This is a genomic window from Brachybacterium sp. JB7, assembly GCF_003335205.1.
Taxonomy (GTDB): Bacteria; Actinomycetota; Actinomycetes; order Actinomycetales; family Dermabacteraceae; genus Brachybacterium; species Brachybacterium alimentarium.
The window spans coordinates 334,963-358,883 of sequence record NZ_QPGN01000001.1; the positions used below are offsets into that span (position 1 = coordinate 334,963).

A 23,921-nucleotide genomic window follows, 5' to 3' on the forward strand; every position below is an offset into this window, starting at 1 on the left:
GGAGCATGGCAGCACCGAGGAAGTACCCGGACGAGCTTCGGGAGAGAGCCACGAGGATGGCTGTTCAGGCGCGACTGGATCCATCGACGAGGTCGGGCACGTTCCGTCGTGTGGGCGAGCAGCTCGGGATCAATCCCGAGACTCTGAGGAATTGGGTCGTGCAGGCCGAGGTTGACGAGGGGCACCGTCCCGGGACCACGACTAGCGAGTCCCAACGCCTGGTCGAGCTGGAGAAGGAAGTACGTGAGCTGCGCCGGGCGAACTCGATCCTGAGGTCGGCGTCGGCTTTTTTCGCGGCGGAGCTCGACCGCCCACAGCGTTGATCGTGGAGTACATAGACCAGCACAAGCATGAGTTCGGCGTCGAGCCGATCTGTCGGACGCTCACCGCAGCGGGCACGCAGATCGCGCCGAGCACGTACTACGCGAGCACGGCCCGCCCGCCCTCGAAGCGAGCACTGCGTGACGAGGAGTTACTGGTCGATATCGGCCGGGTCCACTCCGCGAACTTCAGCGTCTACGGGGCAAAGAAGGTCCATGCGCAGTTGCGGCGGGAGGGCATCTCGGTGGCGCGCTGCACGGTCGAGCGACTCATGCGCGTCGCGGGGTTGCGAGGGATCAGCCGGGCCAAGGGCCCGCGCACCACGATCTCCGGTCGCGGTCCGGATTCTCGTCCTGACCTTGTCGAACGTGACTTCACGGCGACTGCTCCGAACCAGTTGTGGGTCGCGGACATCACCTACTGCCGAACCTTCGCCGGCTGGGTGTATGCCGCGTTCATCATCGACGTGTTCTCCCGCCGCGTGGTCGGCTGGCAGCTGTCGAAGTCGCTACGAACCGACCTTGCGCTGGACGCGTTGGAGATGGGCATCTGGGCCCGCGATCACGCAGGCCAGTCCGTCACCGGGCTCACGCATCACAGCGATAAGGGCGTTCAATACGTCGCCATCCGCTACACCGAGCGACTTGCCGAGGCCGGCGCGGTCGCCTCGGTCGGCTCCACCGGCGACTCGTATGACAATGCCCTGGCCGAGGCCTTCAACTCGCTGTTCAAGGCCGAACTGGTCCGCAACCGCGGGCCCTGGAAGAACATCGACGACCTCGAGATCGCGACCGCGGAATACATCGACTGGTTCAACCACCGGCGTCTGCACGGCGAGATCGGAATGATCCCGCCCGTCGAGCTCGAGGACACCTACCATCACAACAACCCCGCACCGGCACCCGCCGACGCGGCACTTGCGAGCCTCTAACAAACCCGGGGCGATTCAGTAGTGGTGACCGCGGGAGGCAAGCTCGAGGGCGATACGGCGGGCCGACCATTTGTGCTCTCGTCGCCAGGAGTCGATGAGCTCGAGGACCTCGACCGGTAGCCGCGAGGGTCGCCTGGCTGGGGCGCTGGTGCGGTCTTCCAGGGTTTCGGCACCGTCGCTGCGGTAGCGGTGGACCCACTTCGTCAGAGTCGAGCGGGCGATGCCGGCTTCGGCGGCGACGTGGGCGATGGGTCGGCCATCATCTTCGACACGTTGGACCAGGCGGAGTCTTCCGGCAGGCGTCAGCGGCGAATTACGGTGGGTCATGGAACGGGTTCCTCCCGGGCGACGGATGTCTAGACACCACCCATCGTGCCGGTCAGGGACCCGTTCCTTCATCCCCGCTCCGTGACTACAACGTCATGACCCGCAACACCTTGAAGCGCCCTGGGTTCCGTTCCGAGTCTCAGCAAGGAGAATCGGAACATGCCCAAGAAGTTCAGTCCAGAGCTGCGTGACCGCGCCGTGCGCATGGTCTACGACCGCCAAGCCCGCGAAGGTGGTCCCCGCGCGGCATCGATCCGCGCCGTCGCACCACAGCTCGGCGTCGGTGAGGAGACCCTGCGGATCTGGTGCAACCGGTACGGCCCCACCGAACCGGCTGGCTCGGGAGAGCCGCTCGAGGAGGAGAACCGCCGGCTTCGGCGGGAACTCGCCGAGGCGAGACGCGCTAACGAGATCTTGAAAGCTGCCTCAGCGTTTTTTGCAGCGGAACTCGACCGCCCCACAACGAAATGATCGCGTTCATTGACATACATCGCGAGAAGTTCGGGGTCGAGGCCATATGCCGCATCCTCGGTGCGACAGAATGTGGGTTCATCACCTCCCGCGGATACCGCGCCTCCAAAATCAGGCCGAGATCCGCTCGAAGCCTGCGAGACGAGATGCTTGTCGAGGAGTTACGGAGGATTCATCAGGAGAACTACAGTGTCTACGGGGTCCGGAAGATGTGGCACGCAATGCGCCATGCGGGATGGGATGTCGGTCGCGACCAAGTAGTAAGGCTGATGAAGATCGCTGGCCTCCAGGGCGTCCGCCGAGGTCGCAAGCCCGTCACCACCCGTCCCGAAGCTGGAGTCGACCAGCGTCCCGACCTTGTCGAGCGGAAGTTCGTCGCGGACCGCCCGCAACAGCTCTGGGTCGCCGACATCACCTACGTTCGGATACTCACCGGGTTCTGCTACGTCGCATTCATCACCGACGTCTTCAGCCGCAGAATCGTAGGCTGGGCGGTCGCGCCCACACTCCACACACAGCCGCTGCCATTGCTCGCACTGGAGCACGCGCTTCTTTCCACTGGGACGAGCAGGAATGAAAGCGGATTGATCCACCATTCCGACAGGGGCAGTCAGTACGTCTCACTGGCCTATTCGGACGCTCTCATCGCGGCAGGCGTGAAAGCGTCAGTTGGTACCGTTGGAGATAGCTACGATAACGCGCTGGCCGAGACCGTGAACGGCCTCTACAAGGCAGAGTTGATCTACTCGAAGCGGATCTGGGAGTCGGTCAGCGAGGTCGAGCTCGCCACGATGGGCTGGGTCCACTGGTGGAACACGGCCCGGCTCCACGAGGCTCTCGGCTACCGCACCCCCGCAGCGGTCGAAGCGGCCTACACTCACCCCACGACGACCGCGCCCGCGACCGTCTAACCACGGAACGAAACCCAGGGCGCTTCACCTAGTCGATTGGAACAAGCTATCGAGGCTCCTGAAGCATGACCCTCAAGTGCGGGCCCTCGCGGCGCTGACGAGTGCTTCAACGGAAACGATCAGCAGGGCGCGGTGCCGCTGGAGGCGGTCATCAGACCAGGGCCCCTCTGAAGCGTGCGCGCGAAGACCAGGCGATGCGAACTGCCACGCCGTGATCTGGCCAAGCAACAGGGCGAGCACATCGACCGCCGCACCATCGAAACTTTTCGACAGCTCTCGCACCTTGGGTTCGTACGCCTGGACCTCGCTCGGCGATGCATCTTCCCGTTCAAGGCCAGCCCAGGACGTTAGGCGCAAGATTTCTGGTCGAGCCGTCAGATAGTCGAAGAGTGCCCCTGCATACGACGGGAGGTCCTTAGCGGTGAATGGCACCTCGTCTGCCATCTCGGCCAGCGCGGCCGACACCACGAAATCGAACAGCTGGCGCTTCGGTCCGAAGTGGACATAGATGGAGCGCTTGTTGACCCGCCCAGTCTCAGCGATCCTGTCCACGCGCGCGCCAGCAAGGCCGAACTGCGCGAACTCGGCCCGCGCCGCGCCGAGGATCCGGCGTTTGGTGTCTGTGGCATCGGGTGGCATGCCCCCAGTCTATAGGTAACCATCTGGTTATTGACGTTCTCGCCGTGACGTGACAGTCTCCTTCTCGTAAGCATCCAGATAGTTACACGAGGAGTGTCCATGTCCCAGAAGATCCTGATCACCGGTGCCAGCAGTGGATTCGGGCAAGGTGCCGCGCTCGAACTCGCCCGCCAGGGCCACGACGTGATCGCCGCCGCCGAGACGTGGCCCCAGGTCCGCGGCCTTCGAGCGGATGCCGACGCAGCCGGCGTCGAACTCAACGTCATCAAGCTCAACCTGCTCGACCCCATCGACATCGCTCACGCCGGCTCCTTCGACGTGGACGTTCTGGTCCTCAACGCCGGAGTCATGGAGGGTGGAGCAGTGGTCGATATCCCGCTGCAGCGCGTGCGGGAGTCGTTCGACATCAACCTGTTCGGGCACCTCGAACTGGTCCAGGCCATCGCACCGAAGATGATCGCTCGCAAGAGCGGACGCATCGTCTGGACCTCCTCGATGGGCGGGATCCTCGTCGTCCCGTTCCTGGGCGCCTACTGCGCGACCAAGCACGCGATCGAAGCGGTCGCCGGGTCGATGAAGGCCGAGCTGGAGCAGTTCGGCATCAAGGTCGCCACCATCAACCCCGGAGTGTTCGGAACCGGGTTCAACGACACCGGCGCCGAGAGCTACGTGCAGTGGTACGACGGCGAGACCGCACATGTCCCGATGCCTGACTTCGGTCCGTCGCTGGCCGACCAGGCCGACCCCCAGGAGATGGTCGACGCGATGGTGGAGACCATCACCGCCGACAATCCCGACTACCGGACCATGCGGCCACTGGAGACCATCGACGCTGCCAAGCAGTGGCAGGAAACCGAGTGGACCCAGAAGGCCTGACACCGAGAGAGAAGGAAAGGACAGAACCACATGTCACACCCCACAATCACTCTTGAAACGGCCAGCCGCATCATCGACGCCGGCCAGGAGAAGGCCCTCGATCTCGGCCTGAACGCCGTCTTCGCCGTCCTCGACGCCGGGGCGAACCTTGTCGCCTTCGAGCGGATGGACGGCGCTTGGCTGGCCTCCAATGATCTCGCGCTGGCGAAGTCACGTACATCCGTCATGTTCGAAGCACCAAGCGAAGCGTTGAACGCGCCCCTACAGCTCGGTGAGCCGGTCGCTCACTTCGATCACACCAACGGCGGTCTGCTCCTCATGGGCGGCGGCGTTCCGATCACTGATGACACAGGTCGACTCCTCGGTGCGCTAGGCGTCTCAGGAGGAACCCCAGAACAGGACGCCGAGATCGCTCGGACAGCGATCAGCTAAACGACTCGGGTCACGGAACGGGCCTCGTCCGGCGAGATGGACGAACCCAGCACCCCCTCCCACCACTCCGGCCAGAGGCCCGTTCCCCACCCAGGCGCCGCGTCGACCACGTCGTAACGGTGCGCAGCAGCTGTCGCACTCACGGAGCCGAACGACCAAAATCTCCACCGTGTGAAACACACTTCCCTCACGAAACCCCTGCCCTTGGCGTGGCCAAAAACGTCAGTGCGGCGGCGAGGACCAGAGCAGCGCTCACTACGAGTGGCCCCGTAGCTCCGGCTGTTGCGTAAGCGATCCCGCCGAGGATGGGACCTGCAGCAGCGCCGATGTTGAGGGATGCTGTCGCGAACGAGCCCGACATAGTTGGGGCAGATGCCGCCGCGCGGATCGAGGCGGCGATGAGGGTGCTTCCGACGGCGAATGACAGCGCTCCTTGAAGAAGTGCGAGGGTGAACACCGCGGCAGGGACCGTGGCGAACACCGCGAGGGACCCCCATCCGATGAACAAAGCCGCTCCGCCTGCGACGAGGATGAGGGTGGAGTGAGCATCGCCGTGCCGTCCCGCTGTCCATACTCCGACGCATGATCCGATGCCGAAAACCGCCAACACAGCAGGCACTGCGGGCGCGGCGAGGCCAACGGACTCAGTGATCACTGGCGCGAAGTAGGTGAAGGCGCAGAACGTGGCACCGTTGATGAGTGCCCCGAGCCCCAACGGGATCAAGAGTCCCGGTCGGCGCAGAACTCGGAGCTCCGCCACCAGCGACACAGGGCGCTGCGTGCCAACCGCTCGCTGAGGGGTCGCCACCATCACGGCGACCAGAGCCGGCACAGAGATGGCAGCTACCGCCCACATGGCTGCTCGCCAACCGAGCAGAGATCCAATCACAGCGCCGCCGGGGACACCTGCGATGAGTGCCAAGGTGGTCCCACCAAGGATCACGGCCAGCGCACGCGCAATGCGGCCGGGAGGTACCAGTGCCGAGACTGTGGAGAGTGTGACGGCGAGAAAGCCTGCGTTGGTCAAGGCGGCCACGATGCGCGTGGCGAGGAGGAGTGCGAAGCTGTCAGTCATGGCTCCGATCGCATGCATCGCGATAAAAACGATGAGGAAGACCGAGAGGGTAAGCCTCGGCGACCAGCGGCGACTGACGGCGGCCATGGCAGGAGCGCCGACGATCATGCCGAGGGCGAAGGCTGAGGTCAGTAGACCCGCCTGAGGGATGCTGATTGCGAGGTCTTCCGCGATATCCGGCAGAAGACCGGCGAGCATGAACTCGGAGGTTCCCTGGGCGAAGACCGCTACAGCGAGCAGGACGATAACGAGTGGCATGGTGAGTCTTTCGAAGTGAGGTGGCGGTCGGGTTAGACCGGCACGCGTGCTCACTGGCCGCGATCAACGTCGCGCAGTCGCACCCACTCGAAGAGGAAGGCGTCGAAGTAGTGAGCTACCGGCGTACCGGCAGCTCGACCTTGGACGCTTCGGGAGAACTCACTGAACCACCATAACCGAGCCCCGGACTGACACGCACAGAGGTGTCACGCGCAGCGTCGCCAGGTACGTCTCGAACTAGGGAACCCCACCAGGACAGCTACTCGCAGGTCGTTTACGGTTCCCAATAGGGCCCGAGAACGCATTTTTGCGAGCGTCGCTGCGCCCACGATCGGTACATGCCGTTCTCTTGTGGGCGGCGGCCGTGCGCTCGGGGCGGTGGCTCGATCTGCATGATCACGTCCGCACTCACCACCACCAGAAGCTAGCGACCGACATTGGAAACCGGGCTATAGGTCAGGTCACCTCAACTGGACACATCTGCCACATTGAACACCACCCTGCGTGACAGCTACGGCACCGTAGGCTCCCCCGTCCCACAGGGTCCGAAACGACGGCGGTCTCAACCGGTCAACGCACCACCCGCCTACTCTGTCAGGTCTTCGTGCCGTAGGTGCCATGTCTGCGGTAGCGAGACCCAGCGATGCCGCCCCCGTATCCTCGAGGGATGAACATGAGTCGTGGTCGCGCAGTTGGGAGTGCTTTCTCCGCGAAGGAGAAGACGGTGCTGGATCTTCTGTGCAGCGGGGATCACCCGTACCGTGAACAGGCTTGCGAGCAGCTCCGCGTCGCGTCGTGGGGTGGGTACCAGCTCGACGAGTGCGACTGCTTCCTTATCTCGGTTCCCAAGTTGCCGAAGGCAGCCCGGATCAGGCACGGTGGCGGACCGTTCTCTACCTTGGATGTCTCGCGCGCCGGAGAAGGGCTTGGCCAGCTCGATCTATGGGTCGTCGACGGTTACCTGCACTCCGTTGACTACATGACCTACGACGATCACGAGATGCTGCCTGACCTCGAAGATGACACTCTCGAGCCGCTCTACTGAGCCGTTTAGGCGAGCCTGCAAGCACGAAGTCGTTCGCGGCTGCTCAGCCAGTCAAGGACCTGGCGTGGACGTGTGTTGATCTTGTTCGCGATCTGATCGAGTTCGTCTTGAGTGAAGCGGTACAGGTCGGCGTTCTTCGCCAGGTACTGGCGTAGGAGCCGGTTGGTGTTCTCGTTCGAGCCTCGTTGCCACGGTGAGCGAGGATCGCAGAAGTAGACGTGGATGCCGAGGTCGTGGGCGAGTTGTTCGTGCTCTGACATCTCTCGACCTCGATCCCAAGTGATCGACCTCAACAGTGATTTCGGCATGCCGCGGAGGTTCTGGACGAGCGCGGCGCGGACGTCTGGGCCCTTGATGCCATCGAGCTTGACGAGGCGAACGATCCTGGTGGTGCGTTCCACGAGGGTTGCCACGGCGCTGGGGCGTCGCCCCATGACGAGGTCCCCTTCCCAATGCCCTACCTCGGTCCGGGTCTCGATCTGCTCTGGTCGATCATGGATAGAGACCATGTTCCGCAGCCGGCCCCGCCCGTGCCCGGTACGACGCGCTTTCCTCGAGGTGCGCATGCCGCGCCCCGACCGCAGATGCGTCTTCAGCGTCGAGGGGAGCGACAGGCGCGAGCTGATGTAGAGGGTCCGGTAGATAGCCTCGTGCGAGATCCGTACTCCCTGTGCTGAAGCCGGAGTCAGTCGGAGCCATGCCGCGATCTGCTGCGGCGACCAATCCGCCATCAGCTTCTCCTGCACGATGCTCCGCAGGTCATCGTGCGTTTCCAGCTTGCACGGCTTCGGACGCCTCGCGTTCTCCCACGCTCGTCGATCGGCTGCCGCAGCCCGGTACTGCGTAGGTCCACCGTTACGGGCGATCTCCCGCGAGACCGAGGAAGCAGACCGGCGCAGGCGAGTCGCGATAGCGCGCGCGGAATCACCGGCCGCGAGTCCGCGGGAGATTTCCTCTCGTTCAGTGAGCGACAGTCTCAGCGGTGCCCGTGAACGCGCTGCCGGGCGGATCCCGCCGGTCACTGCCAGGAGCCGACGCACCGCCTCACGGTTGCAGCACACAGCCCGGGCGATAACCCGGACCGGCTCGCCCGCGCGCCATCGTTCCCATACCGCGTCCTGCTGTTCGAGACTCAACACCATGCCCGGGCCTCCTCGCCGATCTATCCGCATGCTTCCACCACTGGGTGGTGCGTTGACCGGTTGAGACCGCCACCGTTTGTGGCACAAGGTCCATGAACCACACCAACGGCGCTGTCAAAAGCGGTTACCCCTCACGCTGTTGTGCCACACCCGTATCCTGACCCCCCCCCGTTAAACTCCAGGGAGTATCAATGACTCAGCCTCGCGCCTTCGTCAGCTTTGACTTCGATCACGACGAGGTCCAAAAGAGACTTTTCGCGGGTCAGGCTGCCCGGGACTCGCCAACGCCTGAATCGCCCCGGGTCTGGTGGAGGCTCTGAATCCACGGGAGGATGAGGAGCATGGCAGCACCGAGGAAGTACCCGGACGAGCTTCGGGAGAGAGCCACGAGGATGGCTGTTCAGGCGCGACTGGATCCATCGACGAGGTCGGGCACGTTCCGTCGTGTGGGCGAGCAGCTCGGGATCAATCCCGAGACTCTGAGGAATTGGGTCGTGCAGGCCGAGGTTGACGAGGGGCACCGTCCCGGGACCACGACTAGCGAGTCCCAACGCCTGGTCGAGCTGGAGAAGGAAGTACGTGAGCTGCGCCGGGCGAACTCGATCCTGAGGTCGGCGTCGGCTTTTTTCGCGGCGGAGCTCGACCGCCCACAGCGTTGATCGTGGAGTACATAGACCAGCACAAGCATGAGTTCGGCGTCGAGCCGATCTGTCGGACGCTCACCGCAGCGGGCACGCAGATCGCGCCGAGCACGTACTACGCGAGCACGGCCCGCCCGCCCTCGAAGCGAGCACTGCGTGACGAGGAGTTACTGGTCGATATCGGCCGGGTCCACTCCGCGAACTTCAGCGTCTACGGGGCAAAGAAGGTCCATGCGCAGTTGCGGCGGGAGGGCATCTCGGTGGCGCGCTGCACGGTCGAGCGACTCATGCGCGTCGCGGGGTTGCGAGGGATCAGCCGGGCCAAGGGCCCGCGCACCACGATCTCCGGTCGCGGTCCGGATTCTCGTCCTGACCTTGTCGAACGTGACTTCACGGCGACTGCTCCGAACCAGTTGTGGGTCGCGGACATCACCTACTGCCGAACCTTCGCCGGCTGGGTGTATGCCGCGTTCATCATCGACGTGTTCTCCCGCCGCGTGGTCGGCTGGCAGCTGTCGAAGTCGCTACGAACCGACCTTGCGCTGGACGCGTTGGAGATGGGCATCTGGGCCCGCGATCACGCAGGCCAGTCCGTCACCGGGCTCACGCATCACAGCGATAAGGGCGTTCAATACGTCGCCATCCGCTACACCGAGCGACTTGCCGAGGCCGGCGCGGTCGCCTCGGTCGGCTCCACCGGCGACTCGTATGACAATGCCCTGGCCGAGGCCTTCAACTCGCTGTTCAAGGCCGAACTGGTCCGCAACCGCGGGCCCTGGAAGAACATCGACGACCTCGAGATCGCGACCGCGGAATACATCGACTGGTTCAACCACCGGCGTCTGCACGGCGAGATCGGAATGATCCCGCCCGTCGAGCTCGAGGACACCTACCATCACAACAACCCCGCACCGGCACCCGCCGACGCGGCACTTGCGAGCCTCTAACAAACCCGGGGCGATTCACTCCAAGTCGTCGTGGTCTGCGAACACGCTGGAATTCACCCTGTGACAGCCACAGCGATCGCGGCCACGACAAGCAGCGCGAGATAGGCCCAACTGTGCACGGCGTTATTGATCCTCGGAGGCCGTCGCCGAAGCAGGACGATGACAGGAATCGCACCCGCCAGCAGTGCGAGCGCCGAGGCGACGTCGACGGTCCCGACCAAGCCTGGGACCGAGGCGACGCTGCCACCGCCGAATACGAGTGCCACGATCATCGCCGGTGCCGCGATCGCGATGGTCAGCGGGTTCGCCAACGACGTCGCCACACTCATGTCCATGCCGGAGCGCCGCATCATCGGCACGGTCATCACACTCCCGCCGACGCCCAGGAAGGACGCGAGTCCACCGATCGGGATGCCCCACCCATCGGGGAGTGCGCGATCGCTGCTTTCCTTTGGCCGTCGCGCTGGTCCGTGCCCGGGGAAGAACCCCGGACGGAGCAGCAGATCGACAACGGTGACGCCGATGTAGATGACGAAGCCCCACCGCGGGACGACGTCGGGAACGAATAGCGCGCCGAAAGCACCTGCCGTGCCCCCGAGGGCAAGCAGGACGAATAGTGTCCGCCGTCCACGAAGGTGGGCAAGGACGGTCTGGCGCGTCGCCGAGGTCGCGATGACCGCGTTCACGACCATGACGAGTGCTGACGTCGCGATCGCGATGCGCAGCGCATCGGGCCCTCTCGCCGCGTCGACGAGCATGATGATGGGGACCGTGACGAAGCCCCCGCCGAAGCCGAACAGGACCGTCGTCGCGCCGACCGCTAAACCTACGAAGAACAGAACCAACAGTGACATGGTTCCATCACACTGCGCGCCCGCAGTGTCGGGCAATCGATCTTTACTCACACACTTTCGCGTTTTAGCCACTACGGTAGCGCCGTGCACAACTTTCGCCTTGATGCCGTCGACCACATTCCGGTAGACGTACTCCCGATCGGGACGGACTACCCGCCCGGTCACGTGCTGCCCCGTCACGCGCATCGGCGGGCACAGTTGCTCTACGGCGCGAGCGGAGTGATGCAGGTCGAGACCGATGTCGGGTCATGGACCGTTCCCACCGACCGTGCCGTCCTCATCCCGCCGGGAGTCGCACACGAGGTGTTGATGGACGATGTCACGACCTGGAGCCTGTACATCGAACCGGACGCCGTGCCGTGGTGGCCGGCCAGCTGCATGGTCGCCGAAGTCAACCCCCTCTTGCGCGAGCTCCTTCGAACCGCGAACACGTTCGCGCCGGACTACGACGTCACCGGACACGACGGCGCGGTCGTCAACCTGACACTCCACGAACTGCGCCATCTCACCCCCATGGCCCTGTCTGTCTCACTGCCGCACGACGAACCGTTCCGATCTCTGTGCCGCACGTATCTTGCAGAACCAGACCTCGCGGTGACGAATGAGACCTGGGCACAGGCAGCGAACAGGAGCTCGCGTACGTTCGATCGCCAGTTTCGCGCGCAAACTGGCACGAGCTCAGCGGCTTGGCGGTCGCACGCCCGCCTGTTGACCAGCCTTCGCCTGCTCCCCATCTCGAGCGTCACGGAGGTCTCTGCTCGTCTTGGGTACGCCTCCCCAGCAGCGTTCACCGCCGCGTTCACGCGCGCCTTCGGCGCGCCGCCATCACGCTTCAACTGAAACTGGGATGCCTCGATATTGCGGACAGAACGTCGATGCGGCCTCTCGCGAGCTCTGCCCGAAGGAGTGTGGCGTGGGGTCTTTCGGGCGCAGAGGCGACAGCAACGAGCGGGCGTCCATCTGGCTGGACGCCCGCTCGAGGTGCGAGTGTCGGCTCTAGCCTTCGCGGATGGTCATCTTTGCGAGCTTGTCGCCCTCGATGTCGAAGACGAACTTCGAGCGGCCATTGGCGTGGTTGGAGCGCCAGTCGCCAATGACGGCGACCCTGGCACCCTTGTCGTCGACTTCCTCGACGGTCAGCTTGCCCTGCGAGCCGATGAACTCCCTGTCGCTCCAGGCGTTGATCTGTTGTCGGCCGGTGAAGGTGCGGCCCCAGTCGTCCACTGCGCCGGTCTTCGTGAAGGCGTCGAGGAACGCCTGCTCATCATGGTTGTTGACGGCGACGATGAACGACGCCACCGGTTCGGGAATGCTCGGTACTGACATGAATACTCCTCTTCTCGTGCGTGTCGGGTTCTCGTGCGTGTCGGGTCAGCGGGTGGTGTAGCCGCCATTGGCGAAGATCGTCTGGCCTGTGACCCACCAGCCGTCGGTGGCGAGGAAGCGCACGATCGGGGCGATGTCTTCGATCTTGGTGAGCTGGTTTCCCAGTGCCTGGGACTTGTGGAACTCGACGCGCTCGGGGGTCTCCTGCCCGTAGAAGAACGGCGTGTCCATAGGGCCGGGCGCGACCGCGGTGACGGAGATGCCGCGGTCGGCGAACTCCTTGGCCGCGGCACGTGTGAAGTGCTCGACCGGTGACTTGCCGCCGGCGTAGGTGGAGTAGCCGTCGGTAAACGCCGCCAGCAGTGCGGTGACGATGGTGATGATCTTGCCGCCGTCCGCGAGATGGGCCCCGGCTTCCTTGATGAAGAAGTACGCGGCCTTGGAGTTGATGTCGAACATCGAGTCGTACTCGTCCTCGGTCGTCTCGATGATCGGCTTGCGGAGCACCTTCCCGGCCGTGTTGACCGCGATGTCGATCTCCCCGAGAGCGGCCTTCGCGTCTGCGAACAGACGGGCCACGTTCGCGGGGACCGTGAGATCACCCTGAAATACTGCACCCTTACCTCCGGTCGCTTCGACGGCGGCCAGCGTCTGCTCCGCATCGGCACGGCTGGAGTCGGAGTTGTAGTGGATCGCGACGTTCGCGCCGGCCTCGGCCGCCTGGCGTGCGATGAGTCCACCGAGGTTCTTCGCGCCTCCCGCGATCAGGACGTTCTTACCGTTGAGTGCGTACTCAACCATGACAGGCCTCCCGTATCATTGATATGTACCAGTGTCTGACTGCTACATGCGGTAACGTAGCAGCATGACAGGAGCGCCGACAAGCGATACACGCCAGCGTCTGATCGCGGCAGCTGCCGACCTCATCGCTGCGTCTCCAGGGGAAGAGTTCTCGCTACGTGCTGTGTGCGACACCGTCGGGGTGAAGATGCCGACGCTCTATCACTTCTTCGGCTCTAAGCAAGGTCTGATCGACGCGGTCATCGACCACGGATTCGATCTATACCTCGGCGAGAAGGCGTCCATGGAGTCATCCGGCGACCCGATACAGGACATCCGCGCCGGATGGGACGCCCACGTCGCTTTCGGGCTGGCCAACCCAGGGTTCTATACGCTCATGTACGGAAAGGTCCGCCCGGGCCACTCCCCCGACGCACAGTCACGCCCGAGCAGGATCCTCCGTGGGATCACGGCCCGAGCAGCGGAACAGGACCGTCTCGCCGTCCCGTCAGACCAGGCAGCGGCGCACATTCTGGTGACAAACATCGGCGTCACACTCCGTCAGATCATCCTGGCAACTCCGGATCCCGCGCTCTCCAGCGCAGTTCGAGAAGGCGCGATCGCCGCGATCACGGACAGGGGCGCACGAACCAGTAGTCAACTCACCGCAGCCATGGAACTCGCCGCAGCCCACCCCAACGTCCTGGGCAAGACGGAGACCGAGCTCCTCATCAAGTGGCTCGGCCGCCTCGTCGAAGATTCCAACTGATCGGCGTCAGAAACCCCTACCCGTTCACCCGTTCAGTTCTGACAGGCCGGTCGACGCGGCCTGAAGAAGACAAGCGTCTTCGCATCCACTGTCGGGACGAGGGTAAGCAGAATCGTCTGCTCGACCGCTTGGGTAAGTTAGTCGGAGTGCAGGGCCTGGGCGTAAAGCAGACTGAGCACGTTGTTTCAAAGCATGAGAAAGGGACTGCCGCGCGAACAGGTGACAGTCTGACCTGCCCTACGGTTAGGTTTCCACTCTTGGTCGCTAGCTTCCGATGGTGGTGAGTGCCCGCGGGATGCGGGCGAGGTCGTAGTCGTGGGGTGTCGCGTACTCGAGGGAGGAGTGCCGGCGACGACGGTTGTAGAACACCTCGATGTACTCGAAGATCGCGTTCGCGAGCTCGATGCGCGTCTTCCACTTCTTCCGGTTCAGCAGCTCGATCTGCATCGTCGACCAGAACGACTCCATCATCGCATTGTCGAGGCCATCGCCGACGGTCCCGAACGACGGCAGCAGTCCCGCTGAACGGATCTTCTGAGTGAAGACCCAGGAGGTGAACTGGACTCCGTGATCCGCATGAACGATCCCTCCGGTCCCTGGCTGACGTGCGCGGATTGCCATGTCCAGAGCGTTCACGACCAGGGTGGAATTTTGTTTGGAGTCGATAGCCCAGCCGATGATCTTGCGGCTGCAAGCATCCAGCACGGCGGCGCAGTAGATCTTGCCCTCCCGGGTGGGATGCTCGGTGATGTCGGTGACCCACAGCTCGTTCAGCGCGAGACGGTGGAACTTGCGGTTGACCAGGTCGTCCGCTGTGGCGACCCCCTTGAGTCGCTTGATTCTGGCTGGGCCTGGAAGGCCACCGATTCCGGCGCGAGTCATGAGGACGGAGATGAGCCGGCTGGAACACGGAATGTTCATTCCGATGGTGAGCTCGGCGTGGATGCGGCGGTAGCCGTAGGTGCCGCGGGAGGCGACGTGGATCTCCCGGATCAGGCCGGTCAGCCAGCGGCGGCGCAGCTCAGTGGCACTGGTCGGGCGCTTTCGGTACCGGTAGTAGCCCTGACGGGAGACGCCCAGTAGGCGGCAGCAGGTGCTTGTGGGTGCCCCGGCGTCGACGAGTCGGTCGATCACCGGGTGCGCCCTTTTGGGGCAACTCCTCCCTCCTCGTCGAGCCACGTCGCGGCCCGGCGGAGGATCGCGATCTCCTGCTCGAGCTGGCGGACACGGCCCCGCGCCGCGCGGAGCTCGGCAGATTCCTGACTGCTTAGTCCCGGCCGGCGGCCGTGGTCGATATCGTCCTGTCGCAGCCAGTTGTGGAGGGTGACCTCGTGGATGCCCAGGTCCAGTGCGGTCTGCTTGACCTGGCGGCCCTCGCGGACCAGAGCGATGGCACGGGCACGGAACTCGGGAGGGTACGGGCGTGGCATGCGAAGAGCCTTCCATGAAGACCATCGACTAGCGACGTCAACTGGAAACCGAGCCATAGGTCAGGTCAAACTGTCACCTGTTCGTGCGGCAGCCCCCTACTTCAAATTCTCGCAGCAATGCTCACGCCACGACGCGCGTCCCACGAGCCACGTCAAGCAATAAGGGACGCACCATGATCCACCTCACGAGAACCGACGGTTCTTTGTGTCTAGTCTGACGAAACGGAACGAGCGGCTGTCATGAGAGCCCGCATCGGTCCGCGGTCATCGTCCGCTCGACATCCGATGACGATCGCGCTGGGTGACGCGTCTGACACAGGCACGCTTACGGTTCCCTCCCCGGCGAGCCCGGCGAGGGAACGAGGCAACACGGCGACCACGCGACCGAGGCGGACGAGGGGGAAAAGTTCTGCGACGTCGCTGATCGCGGGCCCCCCAGTGCCGTCATCGTCACGACCGAACCAGCGTGGAAACGTGTCGTTATCCAGCTCATCGAGCGAAATGTTCATGCTGTCCGCAAGCCGGTGACCAACTGGTAGCACCGCCACCCTGTCTTCCACATGGAGCGTCGCGGTCATGAGCCCATCGGTACTCTCAAAGGGAGAATAGAGCAGAGCGGCGTCGGCTCGTCCATCGCGGACGAGGGCAGCTCGTTCGACGCCGGGATGGAACATGATGTCGACCTGCCGCGCCCCGGGATGATTGGCGTACTCCTGCAAGAGCGTTGAGAGCAGCCCTGCATCCCCACCTGGCTTCATCGCCAACTGTATAGAAGTAGCCTCGCCTGCTCGCCGCGCAGCCTGCACAGCGACAGCGATGGCGTTGAGCGCGTGTCGGCCGTGCTCAAGAAGGGCCGCGCCCGCGCTGGTGAGCGCCACACTTCTGCTAGTCCGAGTGAAAAGTTCAACGCCGAGGCGCCTCTCCAAGCGCTGGATCGCTTTGGACAGAGCAGGCTGGGCGATACGCAGGACCTCGGCCGCTCGCCCGAAGTGCAGCTCTTCGGCGACGGCGACGAAGTACCTGAGGTCCCGCATCTCTACGTCATCCATGCCTCTAGGTTATCAGTATCGAACTAGTTGATATTGGACACTGGCACCCTGTGGTGGTTCGCTATAAGCATGTTCATTCACACAATGCTCGTATCCTTCACCAATCCGATTGCCGACGCCCTCCTAGATCAGTTCCTGTCAGATATTGAAACAGTGATGAAGGACACTGGAGTAGTCCGGGACTTCTCGGCCTACCACCATGTGCCTGTTCAGGGAGAGGAAGCCCTCTGTGTCAGCCTTAGATGAGACACCCGGATGGTCCGGTTTGGTGTCGTAGAGGGCGGGAGGAGGTATCCCCGCGATGAACACAACGATGACAACTCCGATCGAGTCGAGGCATTCTGGGGGTATGGATGAAGTCCCTGACCCGCAGGTCCCGCCCAAGGCCCGCCGGCGTCGCTACAGCGCGAAGTACAAGGCCGAGATCCTGGCAGAGTACGAGAATGCGGACCGCGAAGGCAGAGGCGCGTTGCTGCGCCGGGAGGGCTTGTATACCTCGCTGATCAGCGCCTGGCGAGACCAGCGCGACCGCGGAGCCAAAGAGGCACTGGGTCGCTCCGGGGGCGCGGCACCGGCCACAGCAGCCCAGAATGAAGCCGCGCGGTTGCGGAAGGAAAATGAGCGGTTGCGGTCGGATCTGGACAAGGCCGAGGCGGTGATCGAGGTCCAGGGAAAACTCTCAGCGCTGCTGGACCAGTTCTCGACCAGCAGCAACGACAAGCCCGAGAAGCGATGATCGACGAGACGATCACCGAGCTCACCGAGCTGGTGGGCACCAAAGCAGCCTGCCGGGCGGTGGGACGGTCTCGGGCCACCCACTACCGCCGCCATCGCCAGTCCCCGGCACCGCCGCGTCAGCGCCGCGAGCCGGCCCGGCAGCCGCGGGCCCTGACCGAAGCCGAGGAGGCCGAGGTCTTCGCGGTCTTGTACTCGCAGCGGTTCGTGGACATGGCCCCGGCCGAGATTCACGCGGTCCTGCTCGATGAGGGTGTCTACCTGTGCTCGGTCTCGACGATGTATCGCCTGCTACGCCGCCGCGGCGAGGTCCGTGAGCGACGCCGCCAGGCCACGCACCCGCCCCGGGTCAAGCCCGAACTCGCAGCTGAGGGCCCGAATCAGGTGTGGTCGTGGGATATCACGAAGCTCCACGGTCCGGTGAAGTGGACGTACTACTACCTGTACTCGATCATCGATATCTTCTCCCGCTACACGGTGGGATGGATGGTCGCCCCCGCCGAGTCGGCGGCGCTGGCTGAAAAGCTGCTGGGCGAGACCATCGCCAAGCAGGACGTGGACCGTGATCAGCTGACCATCCACGCGGACAACGGCTCCTCGATGGCCTCGAAACCGGTCGCGTTCCTGCTGGCCGACCTGGGCGTGACCAAGACGCATTCCCGCCCCCCACTGCTCCAACGACAACCCGTACTCAGAGTCGCAGTTCAAGACGTTGAAGTATCGGCCCGAGTTCCCCGAGAAGTTCGGCTCGATCGAGGACGCCAGAGCGTTCTGCAGCGAGTTCTACCGCTGGTACAACACCGTCCACCGCCACTCCGGGATCGGCATGCACACCCCGATCGACGTCCACCACGGCTACGCCGCCGAGATCCGGGACCACCGCGCCAGCGTCCTCGAGAAGGCCTATATGGCCCACCCCGAGCGGTTCGTCCGCCACCACCCAGTCCCGCCGGCATTGCCCACCACAGCCTGGATCAACCCGCCCGACCAGGACGAGAAGACCCCGCCAGCAAACTCAACGACGAAGCTCAGCAAGTGACCCAAAAAGGTTGACAGGTTCCGAAGCGATCCCGGCGTTCATCGCCACGGCTATGCTGGCTCTTCAGAGTTGAGTGTGGGCGCGCCGGTGGTGCGGGGTAGCTGGGGATAGACGTCGAGGTCCTCGATGATGAGCGGACTCTTACCTCTGCTCGCACCAAGGACCTCGACAATGCACAACCATAGTTGCGTATGCCCTGACACGCTCGATCGCTGCGACCGATGCGACCTTCTGCTGGACTTCCCCGGCCTCCATCTGGTGGCCGTCTCGAAGGCCCGGGCCGGGCTGGTCCTCGAGGTCGAGTCCTGTGACCCGGTGACGGGATGTCCTGGTTGCGGAGTCATCGCCACTGGTCACGGACGGATCGCGGTTGAGGTGATCGATGCGCCTTGGGCGGGCCGGCCGGTGCGGATCCGCTGGCGCAAGCGCCGCTGGGTCTGCCTCGAGGACGTTTGCAAGGTGGCCACGTTTCTCGAGCAGGACCCGGAGGTTTGCGCCCCGCGGGGCCTGCTGAGCACGCGCGCGATCCGCTGGGCGATCGGTCAGCTCCGCCGTGAGGGAGCGACGATCCAGGGCCTCGCCCGCCAGCTCAGCACGACCTGGAACACGCTCTGGTCCCAGGTCCAGCCCGTCCTGGCCCGGGCCGCGGAAGACCCGTCGCGGTTCGAGGGCGTGCAGGTCCTGGGCGTGGACGAGCACATCTGGCACCACCGTGACCCGCGCCGGCGCGGGCCGAAAGCGCTCACCGGGATGGTGGACCTGACCCGAGGAACCCACCCCACTGCGAGGCTGCTCGACCTCGTCCCAGGTCGGTCCGGGACGGTCTATCGCGACTGGTTGGGCCAACGCGGTGAGAGGTTCCGGGAGGAGATCGAGATCGCGACGCTGGACCCGTTCCAGGGATACAAGAACGCGATCGATGACCAGCTCGAGGACGCCACCTGCGTGCTGGACGCCTTCCACATCGTCAAGCTCGCCGGCGCAGCGGTCGATGACGTCCGCCGCCGAATTCAACAAGAGACCCTCGGCCACCGCGGCCGCAAGGGCGACCCTCTGTTCGGGATCCGGCACATCCTCCGCGCCGGGCGTGAACGCCTCACCACGCGCCAGCAGAACCGCCTGGCCAGGGCATTCTCCGCTCACCCCGATCACGTCGCAGTCGAGGTCGCCTACCAGTGCGCGCAGGACCTCCGAGACGTGTTCCACCAGGCCACACCCGCCCAGGGACGTCGGCTCGCCGAGCAACTCATCGACACTCTGCCGTCCTGCCCGATTCCCGAGATCGCAAGGCTCGGGAAGACGCTGCGTCGCTGGAAGACGGCGTTCCTGGCCTACTTCGACACCGACGGCGCGAGCAACGGCGGCACGGAAGCCATAAACGGGATCATCGAGCTCGGCCGCCGTATTGCCCGTGGGTTCCGGAACTTCGAGCACTACCGCCTCCGAATGCTCCTCATCGCTGGCGGACTCGACGCCTCACCCCACACTCATCTCTGAAGAGCCGCTATGCTCAAGTTCACCGTCGAGGCCCAGGAAGACCTGGCAACCTTCTTCGCCGCGCCTGGCGCGACGGACGTGATCCACAAGTGGAAGGCAACACACCCGTATCAGGTTGGCTGGGTCAACTATGAGGCCCACGAGTGACCGAAGCCATCGAACCGGATGTGGCGGCGGCCCCACTGGCCGGGCCGCCGCCCCGACACAAGATCGCGATTCTCAACTGGATCTCGGCTTACCCCTTGATAACACTCCTACTCTGGGCAGGAGAGCCGCTGATCCAGTTGGTTCCGGTCTACATCACCACGTTGGTGCTCTCGTTGGTTTTGGTGTCCCTCCTGACGTTCATCGTCACGCCGCTAATGATGAGGCTGTTCTCCAAGTGGCTCCAGACGTAGAAAACACCGGTCATCAGGCCAGTCCATGCGCTCGAGGCACGAGCCACTGGTCCAGGTATCTGAGCGCCGCGAGTTCGTAGGGCACGCCTCCCCGGCGGCGGTGAACGCCGCCGGGGAGGCGTGCCCTAGTTGTATGAGGTCATGACGTTGTCGACACGTTCGTGGACTCGGGTGGCCGGGGGCTGATCGGCGCAGGCGGTGTGCGGCCGATGATAGTTGTAATGGTGGACCCAGACGCTGATCGCTACGCGCCGTTCGTCTTCGGAGTAGAAGGGGTGGGCGTAGAGGCATTCTTCGGCGAGGATCCGCTGGTAGCGCTCGACTTTTCCGTTGTGTCGGGGCGTGTAGGGCCGAGTCCTTTGATGCCGCGACGCGTGCGCGGTCACCGTGCGAACGAAGGTCTTCGCGCGGTAGTTGGAGCCGTTGTCGGTGATCACCCGGACCAGGTGATTGATCCCGTGAGCGGCGAAGAATGCCCTGGCCCGGGCGAAGAAGGCGATGGTGGTTGCTGCGGTCTCGTTCTCGAGGGCTTCGGTGTAGGCGAGGCGGGAGTAGCCGTCGATCGCGGAGTGCAGGTAGGTGTAGCCCACGCGCTGATGGCGTGCTCGGGTGCTGCCTCGGCCGTGGAGTCGCCAGCCGCCGCCGTCGGGGATCTGGCCGACCTTCTTCACGTCCAGGTGGAGCATGTGCCCCGGGAAACGGGCGATGATCTTCCCGGTCTCGCGGTTGTTCTCCCCGGTCGGGTCGAGGTCCCGGCGGCGGGAGATCCCGAGGCGCTGCAGCCAGCGTCCGATGGTGCGGACGCAGTAGTGGTGGCCGCGGTCGGCGAGCTCGAGAGCGATGCGGCGGGCAGACCATTTGCGGTCTCGTCTCCAGGCGTCGATGAGCGCGAGGACCTCGATCGGTAGCCGCGAGGGCCGGCGAGCAGGAGCGCTGGGGCGGTCCTGAAGAGCTTCGATGCCGTCATCGCGATAGCGGTGCACCCACTTCGTCAGAGTCGAGCGGGCGACCCCTGCCTCGGCAGCGACGTGGGCGACGGGGCGACCATCATCTTCGACACGTTGGACCAGGCGGAGTCTTCCGGCAGGGGTCAGCGGCGAATTACGGTGGGTCATGGAACGGGTCTCTTCCAGCAGATGAATGGCTTCAGCACCACCCATCGTGCCGGTCAGGGACCCGTTCCTTCATCCCCGATCCGTGACTACAACGTCATGACCCGCAACAGCTAGGTCGTGTCTCTTATTTTCGTAGCCAGGCGATGACGGCGCAGAGGACGACGCCGGCTCGGTAGGTGATGGCGTGTTTGTCGTAGCGGGTGGCGATCCCGCGCCACTGCTTGGCTAGGCCGAACCGGCGTTCGACGACGTTGCGGCCGGCGTAGGCGGTCTTGTCCAGGCTTGGCGGGCGTCCTCCGCGGGAGCCTTTGCGCTGGCGGGCGGCGATCTCATCGGATTTCTGCGGGATCACCGCCTTCACACCCCGGGCGGTGAGCATTCGTCGGGTCTTGCCCGAGGAGTAGGCCTTATCGCCGACCACCGCGTTTGGCCGGACCCGCGGCCGTCCAGGGCCGCAGCGGGGGACTCTGATCTCGTCGAGGACGCTGGCGAGCATGGCCCCGTCGTTGCGCTGACCGCCGGTGAGCACTATCGCCAGCGGCATCCCACGGCCATCGACAGCGGCATGGACCTTGCTGCTCAGCCCGCCGCGTGACCTGCCAACTGCATGCCCCTCAGGCTCGCCCGCGACCGGCTTCCTGTGATTCGCTCTGGCCCCCCTGTGGGCTGGTCGGGGCGGGTGGTATTGGTGCCGTGCTGATGGGCACGGGTGACCGTCGCGTCCACCGAAACCGTCCAGTCGATGTCCCCTCGCGCGTCGGCCTCGGCCATCAGCTCGTCATGGATTCGGTCCCACACTCCGAGTCGGGCGTAGAGATAGTGGCGCTTCCACACTGTCTGCCACGGGCCGAACCACTCCCGGGGCAGGTCCCGCCACGGAATGCCCGTTCGATACCGGTAGACGATGCCCTCGACGATCATCCGGTTGTGGCGAAACGGGTGGCCCTTTCGGCCCGCGTTCGACGGCAGCAACGGCTCGATGCGTTCCCACTGCTCATCGGACAGGACGTGCTGACGAGGCGGCGCGGAAGTGCTCATCTATCGAGCATCCCCCGAACACAGCCTCACATATAGGAGACACGCCCTAGCTGAGTGGCGACATCTTCCTCGCGCCACGGCCTCAAGACCACGGCACCGTCGGAGATCTCCTCGGGGCGCTCCGGAATCTGGGTGGTTGCCATACTTCACGATCCCACGATCGTGATCCGGTCGGCTCCAGAGAATATTGCTCGACCGAACGATTCCGGTCCCCGGTAGACTGGGCGCTATTGAGCAGATGCCACAGTCCGTCGCAGCGCGAGGCGTTGATCCAGCTCGTGCGGATGCCTGAGAGCGCTCAACGCCGAAGGGGTTCGGTTTGTAAGCCGCGGGGCGCTACCGATCGCGCGGGACGGGGGTCGCTGGGGGCCTCCCTACACGGTGAGACCGTCTCGCTACCTGTGGAACCCACTGGAGAGTCATCGTGCTGGCGCAGCGTTGAAAACTGGCGTCATTGATGGTGGTCGCCTCGTCGACGGATGCATAGGCCCGACATAGCGAGCGTTTCGCACGCATGTTCCGGGAGTCACGTCGAGCGCTTGACAGTACACACAGGCGTGTGAGTAACCTAATACCAGCGCAAGCAAGAGCGCCTGCATTGGGCGGCCTCGTGGTTTACCAGGAGGCACTATGCCCGCATGCTCTTCTACACGCAAAATTCCGCTCCTCCGCGGATTCTCACTGGGGATCGTTTACCTCACTCTGAGTTTTCCTCTTGGAAGCTGGGTAGGGCGCATACCCCAGATCAAGGAATCCCTCAACGCCTCTGACGCAAGCTGGGGTATCGCAAACACGATCGCCACCACCGGTGAAGTCGTGGGGCTCGGAATAATCGTGGTGCTGATCGGCCGGACGAGCACACGGACGACGACACTCGTGACCGCCTGCATCGTTCTGGCTATGGGCCCACTGGTAGCGCTGTCGCCGACTCTGCCGGCACTCGTCATCTCACTCACCTTGTGGATGGTCGCTTCAAAAATTCTTGGGACGACATCGGGCGCTCTCATCCTCGTGTATCAGCGAGATCTGGGCCGAATCATCTTCGGCCGCTTCGACGCGCTATACAGCATTGGAATGCTGATAGGCGGAGCGCTCTCTTGGGCGGCGATTCGCCATAACATTGCACCATCACACCAGTTCGCAATCACGAACAGCATGCTGGCGATTGCTCTCCTGGTCTCTCTACGCGCTCTACCTGACGAAGAGACGTCAACGACGCGCGCTCGGCCCATACGCCAGCGACTACGCAGTCGCTTCACGACTCCCCTTCTCCTGCTAGGGGGGTTATCCCTTCTCGCCAGTTTTATCGACAGTGCAGCAGCCCAGTGGGCAGGGATCTACCTCTCCCGAACTTCAGGAGGGGACGCCGAGTTGGGGTCGCTCGGCTATGTACTAGTAATGGCGACCAAGACCATCTGCCTTCTCTTCATCGGAACGATCAGCCACCGAATTGGATGGCGCGCACTAGTCCTTACATCTGTCGCCGCCACATCTCTGGCGCTATTCCTAGGTGTTGGCTCGGGACAGCTCGTCCCAGGCCTGCTAGCACTCCTCGCACTGGGTGCCGGGACAGCATTCTTTGGCCCGATGGTGAACACTCTCGCATCAGCCCAGCCAGGGGTAACCGATGGCGAAGCGCGCACCATGCTCGAGATGGGCGAACTGCCCGCGTACGTAGTCACCCCTGTCTTGGTTGGTGTGCTGGCAAGCCTTCTTGACGTTCGGTGGGCATTCCTCATTATGACGGGAATCCCCCTTCTCGCCAGCGGAGCCCTACTACTGATCCCGGCGACGCGAGCTTCTATACTTTTTCATGAAGATGCCTACAAGAGAGGATTGAAGGCCCCTTGATTCCCAAGCAGATCTTCTTCGTCC

At 64.0% G+C, this 23,921-nt stretch carries 23 protein-coding genes, 2 pseudogenes and 3 other annotated features; of the genes and pseudogenes, 14 read left to right on the forward strand and 11 right to left on the reverse strand.

The window, feature by feature from the left end:
* Positions 1–5: 5 nt before the first annotated feature.
* Positions 6–1,252 (forward strand): IS3 family transposase gene (locus tag CIK81_RS01480; RefSeq protein WP_241963871.1). Its coding sequence is split into 2 segments (ribosomal slippage): positions 6–291 and positions 291–1,252, totalling 1,248 coding nucleotides; the frame shifts between segments, so codons are not numbered across the junction.
* Positions 284–412: a sequence feature (AL1L pseudoknot), on the forward strand. (Overlaps the previous gene by 129 nt.)
* A 21-nt stretch (positions 1,253–1,273) precedes the next feature.
* Here the strand turns inward: CIK81_RS01480 and CIK81_RS01485 are convergent.
* Positions 1,274–1,579 (reverse strand): annotated as a pseudogene (locus tag CIK81_RS01485) (leucine zipper domain-containing protein); the annotation flags it as partial.
* A gap of 159 nt (positions 1,580–1,738) precedes the next feature.
* Here CIK81_RS01485 and CIK81_RS01490 point away from each other — a divergent pair.
* A protein-coding gene (locus tag CIK81_RS01490; RefSeq protein WP_096166910.1) for an IS3 family transposase occupies positions 1,739–2,961 on the forward strand; the annotation gives its coding sequence in 2 pieces (ribosomal slippage) (positions 1,739–2,018 and positions 2,018–2,961; 1,224 coding nt in all).
* Positions 2,008–2,110, forward strand: a sequence feature (AL1L pseudoknot). Its footprint overlaps the gene before it by 103 nt.
* A 72-nt stretch (positions 2,962–3,033) precedes the next feature.
* On the opposite strand, the gene CIK81_RS01495 is transcribed toward CIK81_RS01490, so the two are convergent.
* The gene (locus CIK81_RS01495) at positions 3,034–3,600 is read right to left on the reverse strand and encodes a TetR family transcriptional regulator (RefSeq protein ID WP_096166887.1); all 567 of its coding nucleotides are present in this window, start codon (positions 3,598–3,600) and stop codon (positions 3,034–3,036) included.
* 99 nt (positions 3,601–3,699) lie between these two features.
* On the opposite strand from CIK81_RS01495, the gene CIK81_RS01500 reads away from it, so the two are divergent.
* Entirely contained in the window at positions 3,700–4,476 is a 777-nt protein-coding gene (locus CIK81_RS01500) for an SDR family oxidoreductase (RefSeq protein WP_096166886.1), read from the forward strand.
* A 30-nt stretch (positions 4,477–4,506) separates the two neighbouring features.
* Positions 4,507–4,908, forward strand: coding sequence for a heme-binding protein (locus CIK81_RS01505; protein ID WP_096166885.1), 402 nt, complete (start codon positions 4,507–4,509; stop codon positions 4,906–4,908).
* Positions 4,909–5,095: 187 nt separating this feature from the next.
* On the opposite strand, the gene CIK81_RS01510 is transcribed toward CIK81_RS01505, so the two are convergent.
* The gene (locus CIK81_RS01510; protein WP_096166882.1) at positions 5,096–6,241 is read right to left on the reverse strand and encodes a Cmx/CmrA family chloramphenicol efflux MFS transporter; all 1,146 of its coding nucleotides are present in this window, start codon (positions 6,239–6,241) and stop codon (positions 5,096–5,098) included.
* 667 nt (positions 6,242–6,908) lie between these two features.
* Here CIK81_RS01510 and CIK81_RS01515 point away from each other — a divergent pair.
* On the forward strand, positions 6,909–7,286 hold the full coding sequence (locus tag CIK81_RS01515) for a hypothetical protein (protein WP_147272333.1): 378 nt from the start codon (positions 6,909–6,911) through the stop codon (positions 7,284–7,286).
* A 5-nt stretch (positions 7,287–7,291) separates the two neighbouring features.
* Here CIK81_RS01515 and CIK81_RS01520 read toward each other — a convergent pair whose 3' ends face one another.
* Entirely contained in the window at positions 7,292–8,428 is a 1,137-nt protein-coding gene (locus CIK81_RS01520) for an IS30 family transposase (RefSeq protein WP_087054967.1), read from the reverse strand.
* 341 nt (positions 8,429–8,769) lie between these two features.
* Here CIK81_RS01520 and CIK81_RS01525 point away from each other — a divergent pair.
* Positions 8,770–10,016, forward strand: a protein-coding gene (locus CIK81_RS01525; RefSeq protein ID WP_241963871.1) for an IS3 family transposase whose coding sequence is annotated in 2 segments (ribosomal slippage) — positions 8,770–9,055 and positions 9,055–10,016 — 1,248 coding nt in all. Because the reading frame shifts where the segments join, the coding sequence is not laid out codon by codon here.
* Positions 9,048–9,176: a sequence feature (AL1L pseudoknot), on the forward strand. (Overlaps the previous gene by 129 nt.)
* 53 nt (positions 10,017–10,069) lie before the next feature.
* Here CIK81_RS01525 and CIK81_RS01530 read toward each other — a convergent pair.
* Positions 10,070–10,870, reverse strand: a complete 801-nt coding sequence (locus CIK81_RS01530) for a sulfite exporter TauE/SafE family protein (protein WP_096166870.1) — start codon at positions 10,868–10,870, stop codon at positions 10,070–10,072.
* An 84-nt stretch (positions 10,871–10,954) separates the two neighbouring features.
* On the opposite strand from CIK81_RS01530, the gene CIK81_RS01535 reads away from it, so the two are divergent.
* Positions 10,955–11,710 carry a helix-turn-helix domain-containing protein gene (locus tag CIK81_RS01535; RefSeq protein WP_096166871.1) on the forward strand — a complete coding sequence of 252 codons (756 nt, stop codon included), beginning with the start codon at positions 10,955–10,957 and terminating at the stop codon, positions 11,708–11,710.
* A gap of 156 nt (positions 11,711–11,866) precedes the next feature.
* On the opposite strand, the gene CIK81_RS01540 is transcribed toward CIK81_RS01535, so the two are convergent.
* Entirely contained in the window at positions 11,867–12,196 is a 330-nt protein-coding gene (locus tag CIK81_RS01540; protein ID WP_096166872.1) for a nuclear transport factor 2 family protein, read from the reverse strand.
* 45 nt (positions 12,197–12,241) lie between these two features.
* The gene (locus CIK81_RS01545; protein ID WP_096166873.1) at positions 12,242–12,997 is read right to left on the reverse strand and encodes an SDR family oxidoreductase; all 756 of its coding nucleotides are present in this window, start codon (positions 12,995–12,997) and stop codon (positions 12,242–12,244) included.
* Between the two features lie 64 nt (positions 12,998–13,061).
* Here CIK81_RS01545 and CIK81_RS01550 point away from each other — a divergent pair, with 64 nt between their 5' ends.
* Entirely contained in the window at positions 13,062–13,745 is a 684-nt protein-coding gene (locus CIK81_RS01550) for a TetR/AcrR family transcriptional regulator (protein WP_096166874.1), read from the forward strand.
* 264 nt (positions 13,746–14,009) lie between these two features.
* Here CIK81_RS01550 and CIK81_RS01555 read toward each other — a convergent pair.
* A protein-coding gene (locus CIK81_RS01555) for an IS3-like element ISAar24 family transposase (RefSeq protein WP_114307746.1) occupies positions 14,010–15,175 on the reverse strand; the annotation gives its coding sequence in 2 pieces (ribosomal slippage) (positions 14,010–14,899 and positions 14,899–15,175; 1,167 coding nt in all).
* 209 nt (positions 15,176–15,384) lie between these two features.
* Entirely contained in the window at positions 15,385–16,224 is an 840-nt protein-coding gene (locus CIK81_RS01560; protein WP_096198040.1) for a LysR family transcriptional regulator, read from the reverse strand.
* 69 nt (positions 16,225–16,293) lie between these two features.
* On the opposite strand from CIK81_RS01560, the gene CIK81_RS18085 reads away from it, so the two are divergent.
* The 5 genes and pseudogenes from CIK81_RS18085 (at position 16,294) to CIK81_RS01580 (ending at position 19,893) form a co-directional block, all read left to right on the forward strand.
* Complete coding sequence (locus CIK81_RS18085; protein ID WP_158541874.1) at positions 16,294–16,470, forward strand: hypothetical protein; 177 nt, start codon at positions 16,294–16,296, stop codon at positions 16,468–16,470.
* 67 nt (positions 16,471–16,537) lie between these two features.
* Positions 16,538–17,998, forward strand: a pseudogene (locus CIK81_RS01570) (IS3 family transposase).
* A gap of 171 nt (positions 17,999–18,169) precedes the next feature.
* Entirely contained in the window at positions 18,170–19,495 is a 1,326-nt protein-coding gene (locus tag CIK81_RS01575; RefSeq protein ID WP_096166782.1) for an ISL3 family transposase, read from the forward strand.
* Between the two features lie 9 nt (positions 19,496–19,504).
* Positions 19,505–19,642, forward strand: coding sequence for a hypothetical protein (locus CIK81_RS18090; RefSeq protein ID WP_158541875.1), 138 nt, complete (start codon positions 19,505–19,507; stop codon positions 19,640–19,642).
* The gene (locus CIK81_RS01580) at positions 19,639–19,893 is read left to right on the forward strand and encodes a hypothetical protein (protein WP_096198041.1); all 255 of its coding nucleotides are present in this window, start codon (positions 19,639–19,641) and stop codon (positions 19,891–19,893) included. The genes CIK81_RS18090 and CIK81_RS01580 overlap by 4 nt, the downstream gene beginning before the upstream one ends.
* A 125-nt stretch (positions 19,894–20,018) precedes the next feature.
* Here the strand turns inward: CIK81_RS01580 and CIK81_RS01585 are convergent, their stop codons facing one another.
* Complete coding sequence (locus tag CIK81_RS01585) at positions 20,019–21,008, reverse strand: IS481 family transposase (protein ID WP_114306577.1); 990 nt, start codon at positions 21,006–21,008, stop codon at positions 20,019–20,021.
* A 124-nt stretch (positions 21,009–21,132) separates the two neighbouring features.
* A protein-coding gene (locus CIK81_RS01590) for an IS5 family transposase (RefSeq protein WP_096196799.1) occupies positions 21,133–22,046 on the reverse strand; the annotation gives its coding sequence in 2 pieces (ribosomal slippage) (positions 21,133–21,666 and positions 21,669–22,046; 912 coding nt in all).
* 630 nt (positions 22,047–22,676) lie between these two features.
* On the opposite strand from CIK81_RS01590, the gene CIK81_RS01595 reads away from it, so the two are divergent.
* Entirely contained in the window at positions 22,677–23,897 is a 1,221-nt protein-coding gene (locus CIK81_RS01595; protein ID WP_114355299.1) for an MFS transporter, read from the forward strand.
* The last annotated feature ends 24 nt before the right edge of the window (positions 23,898–23,921 follow it).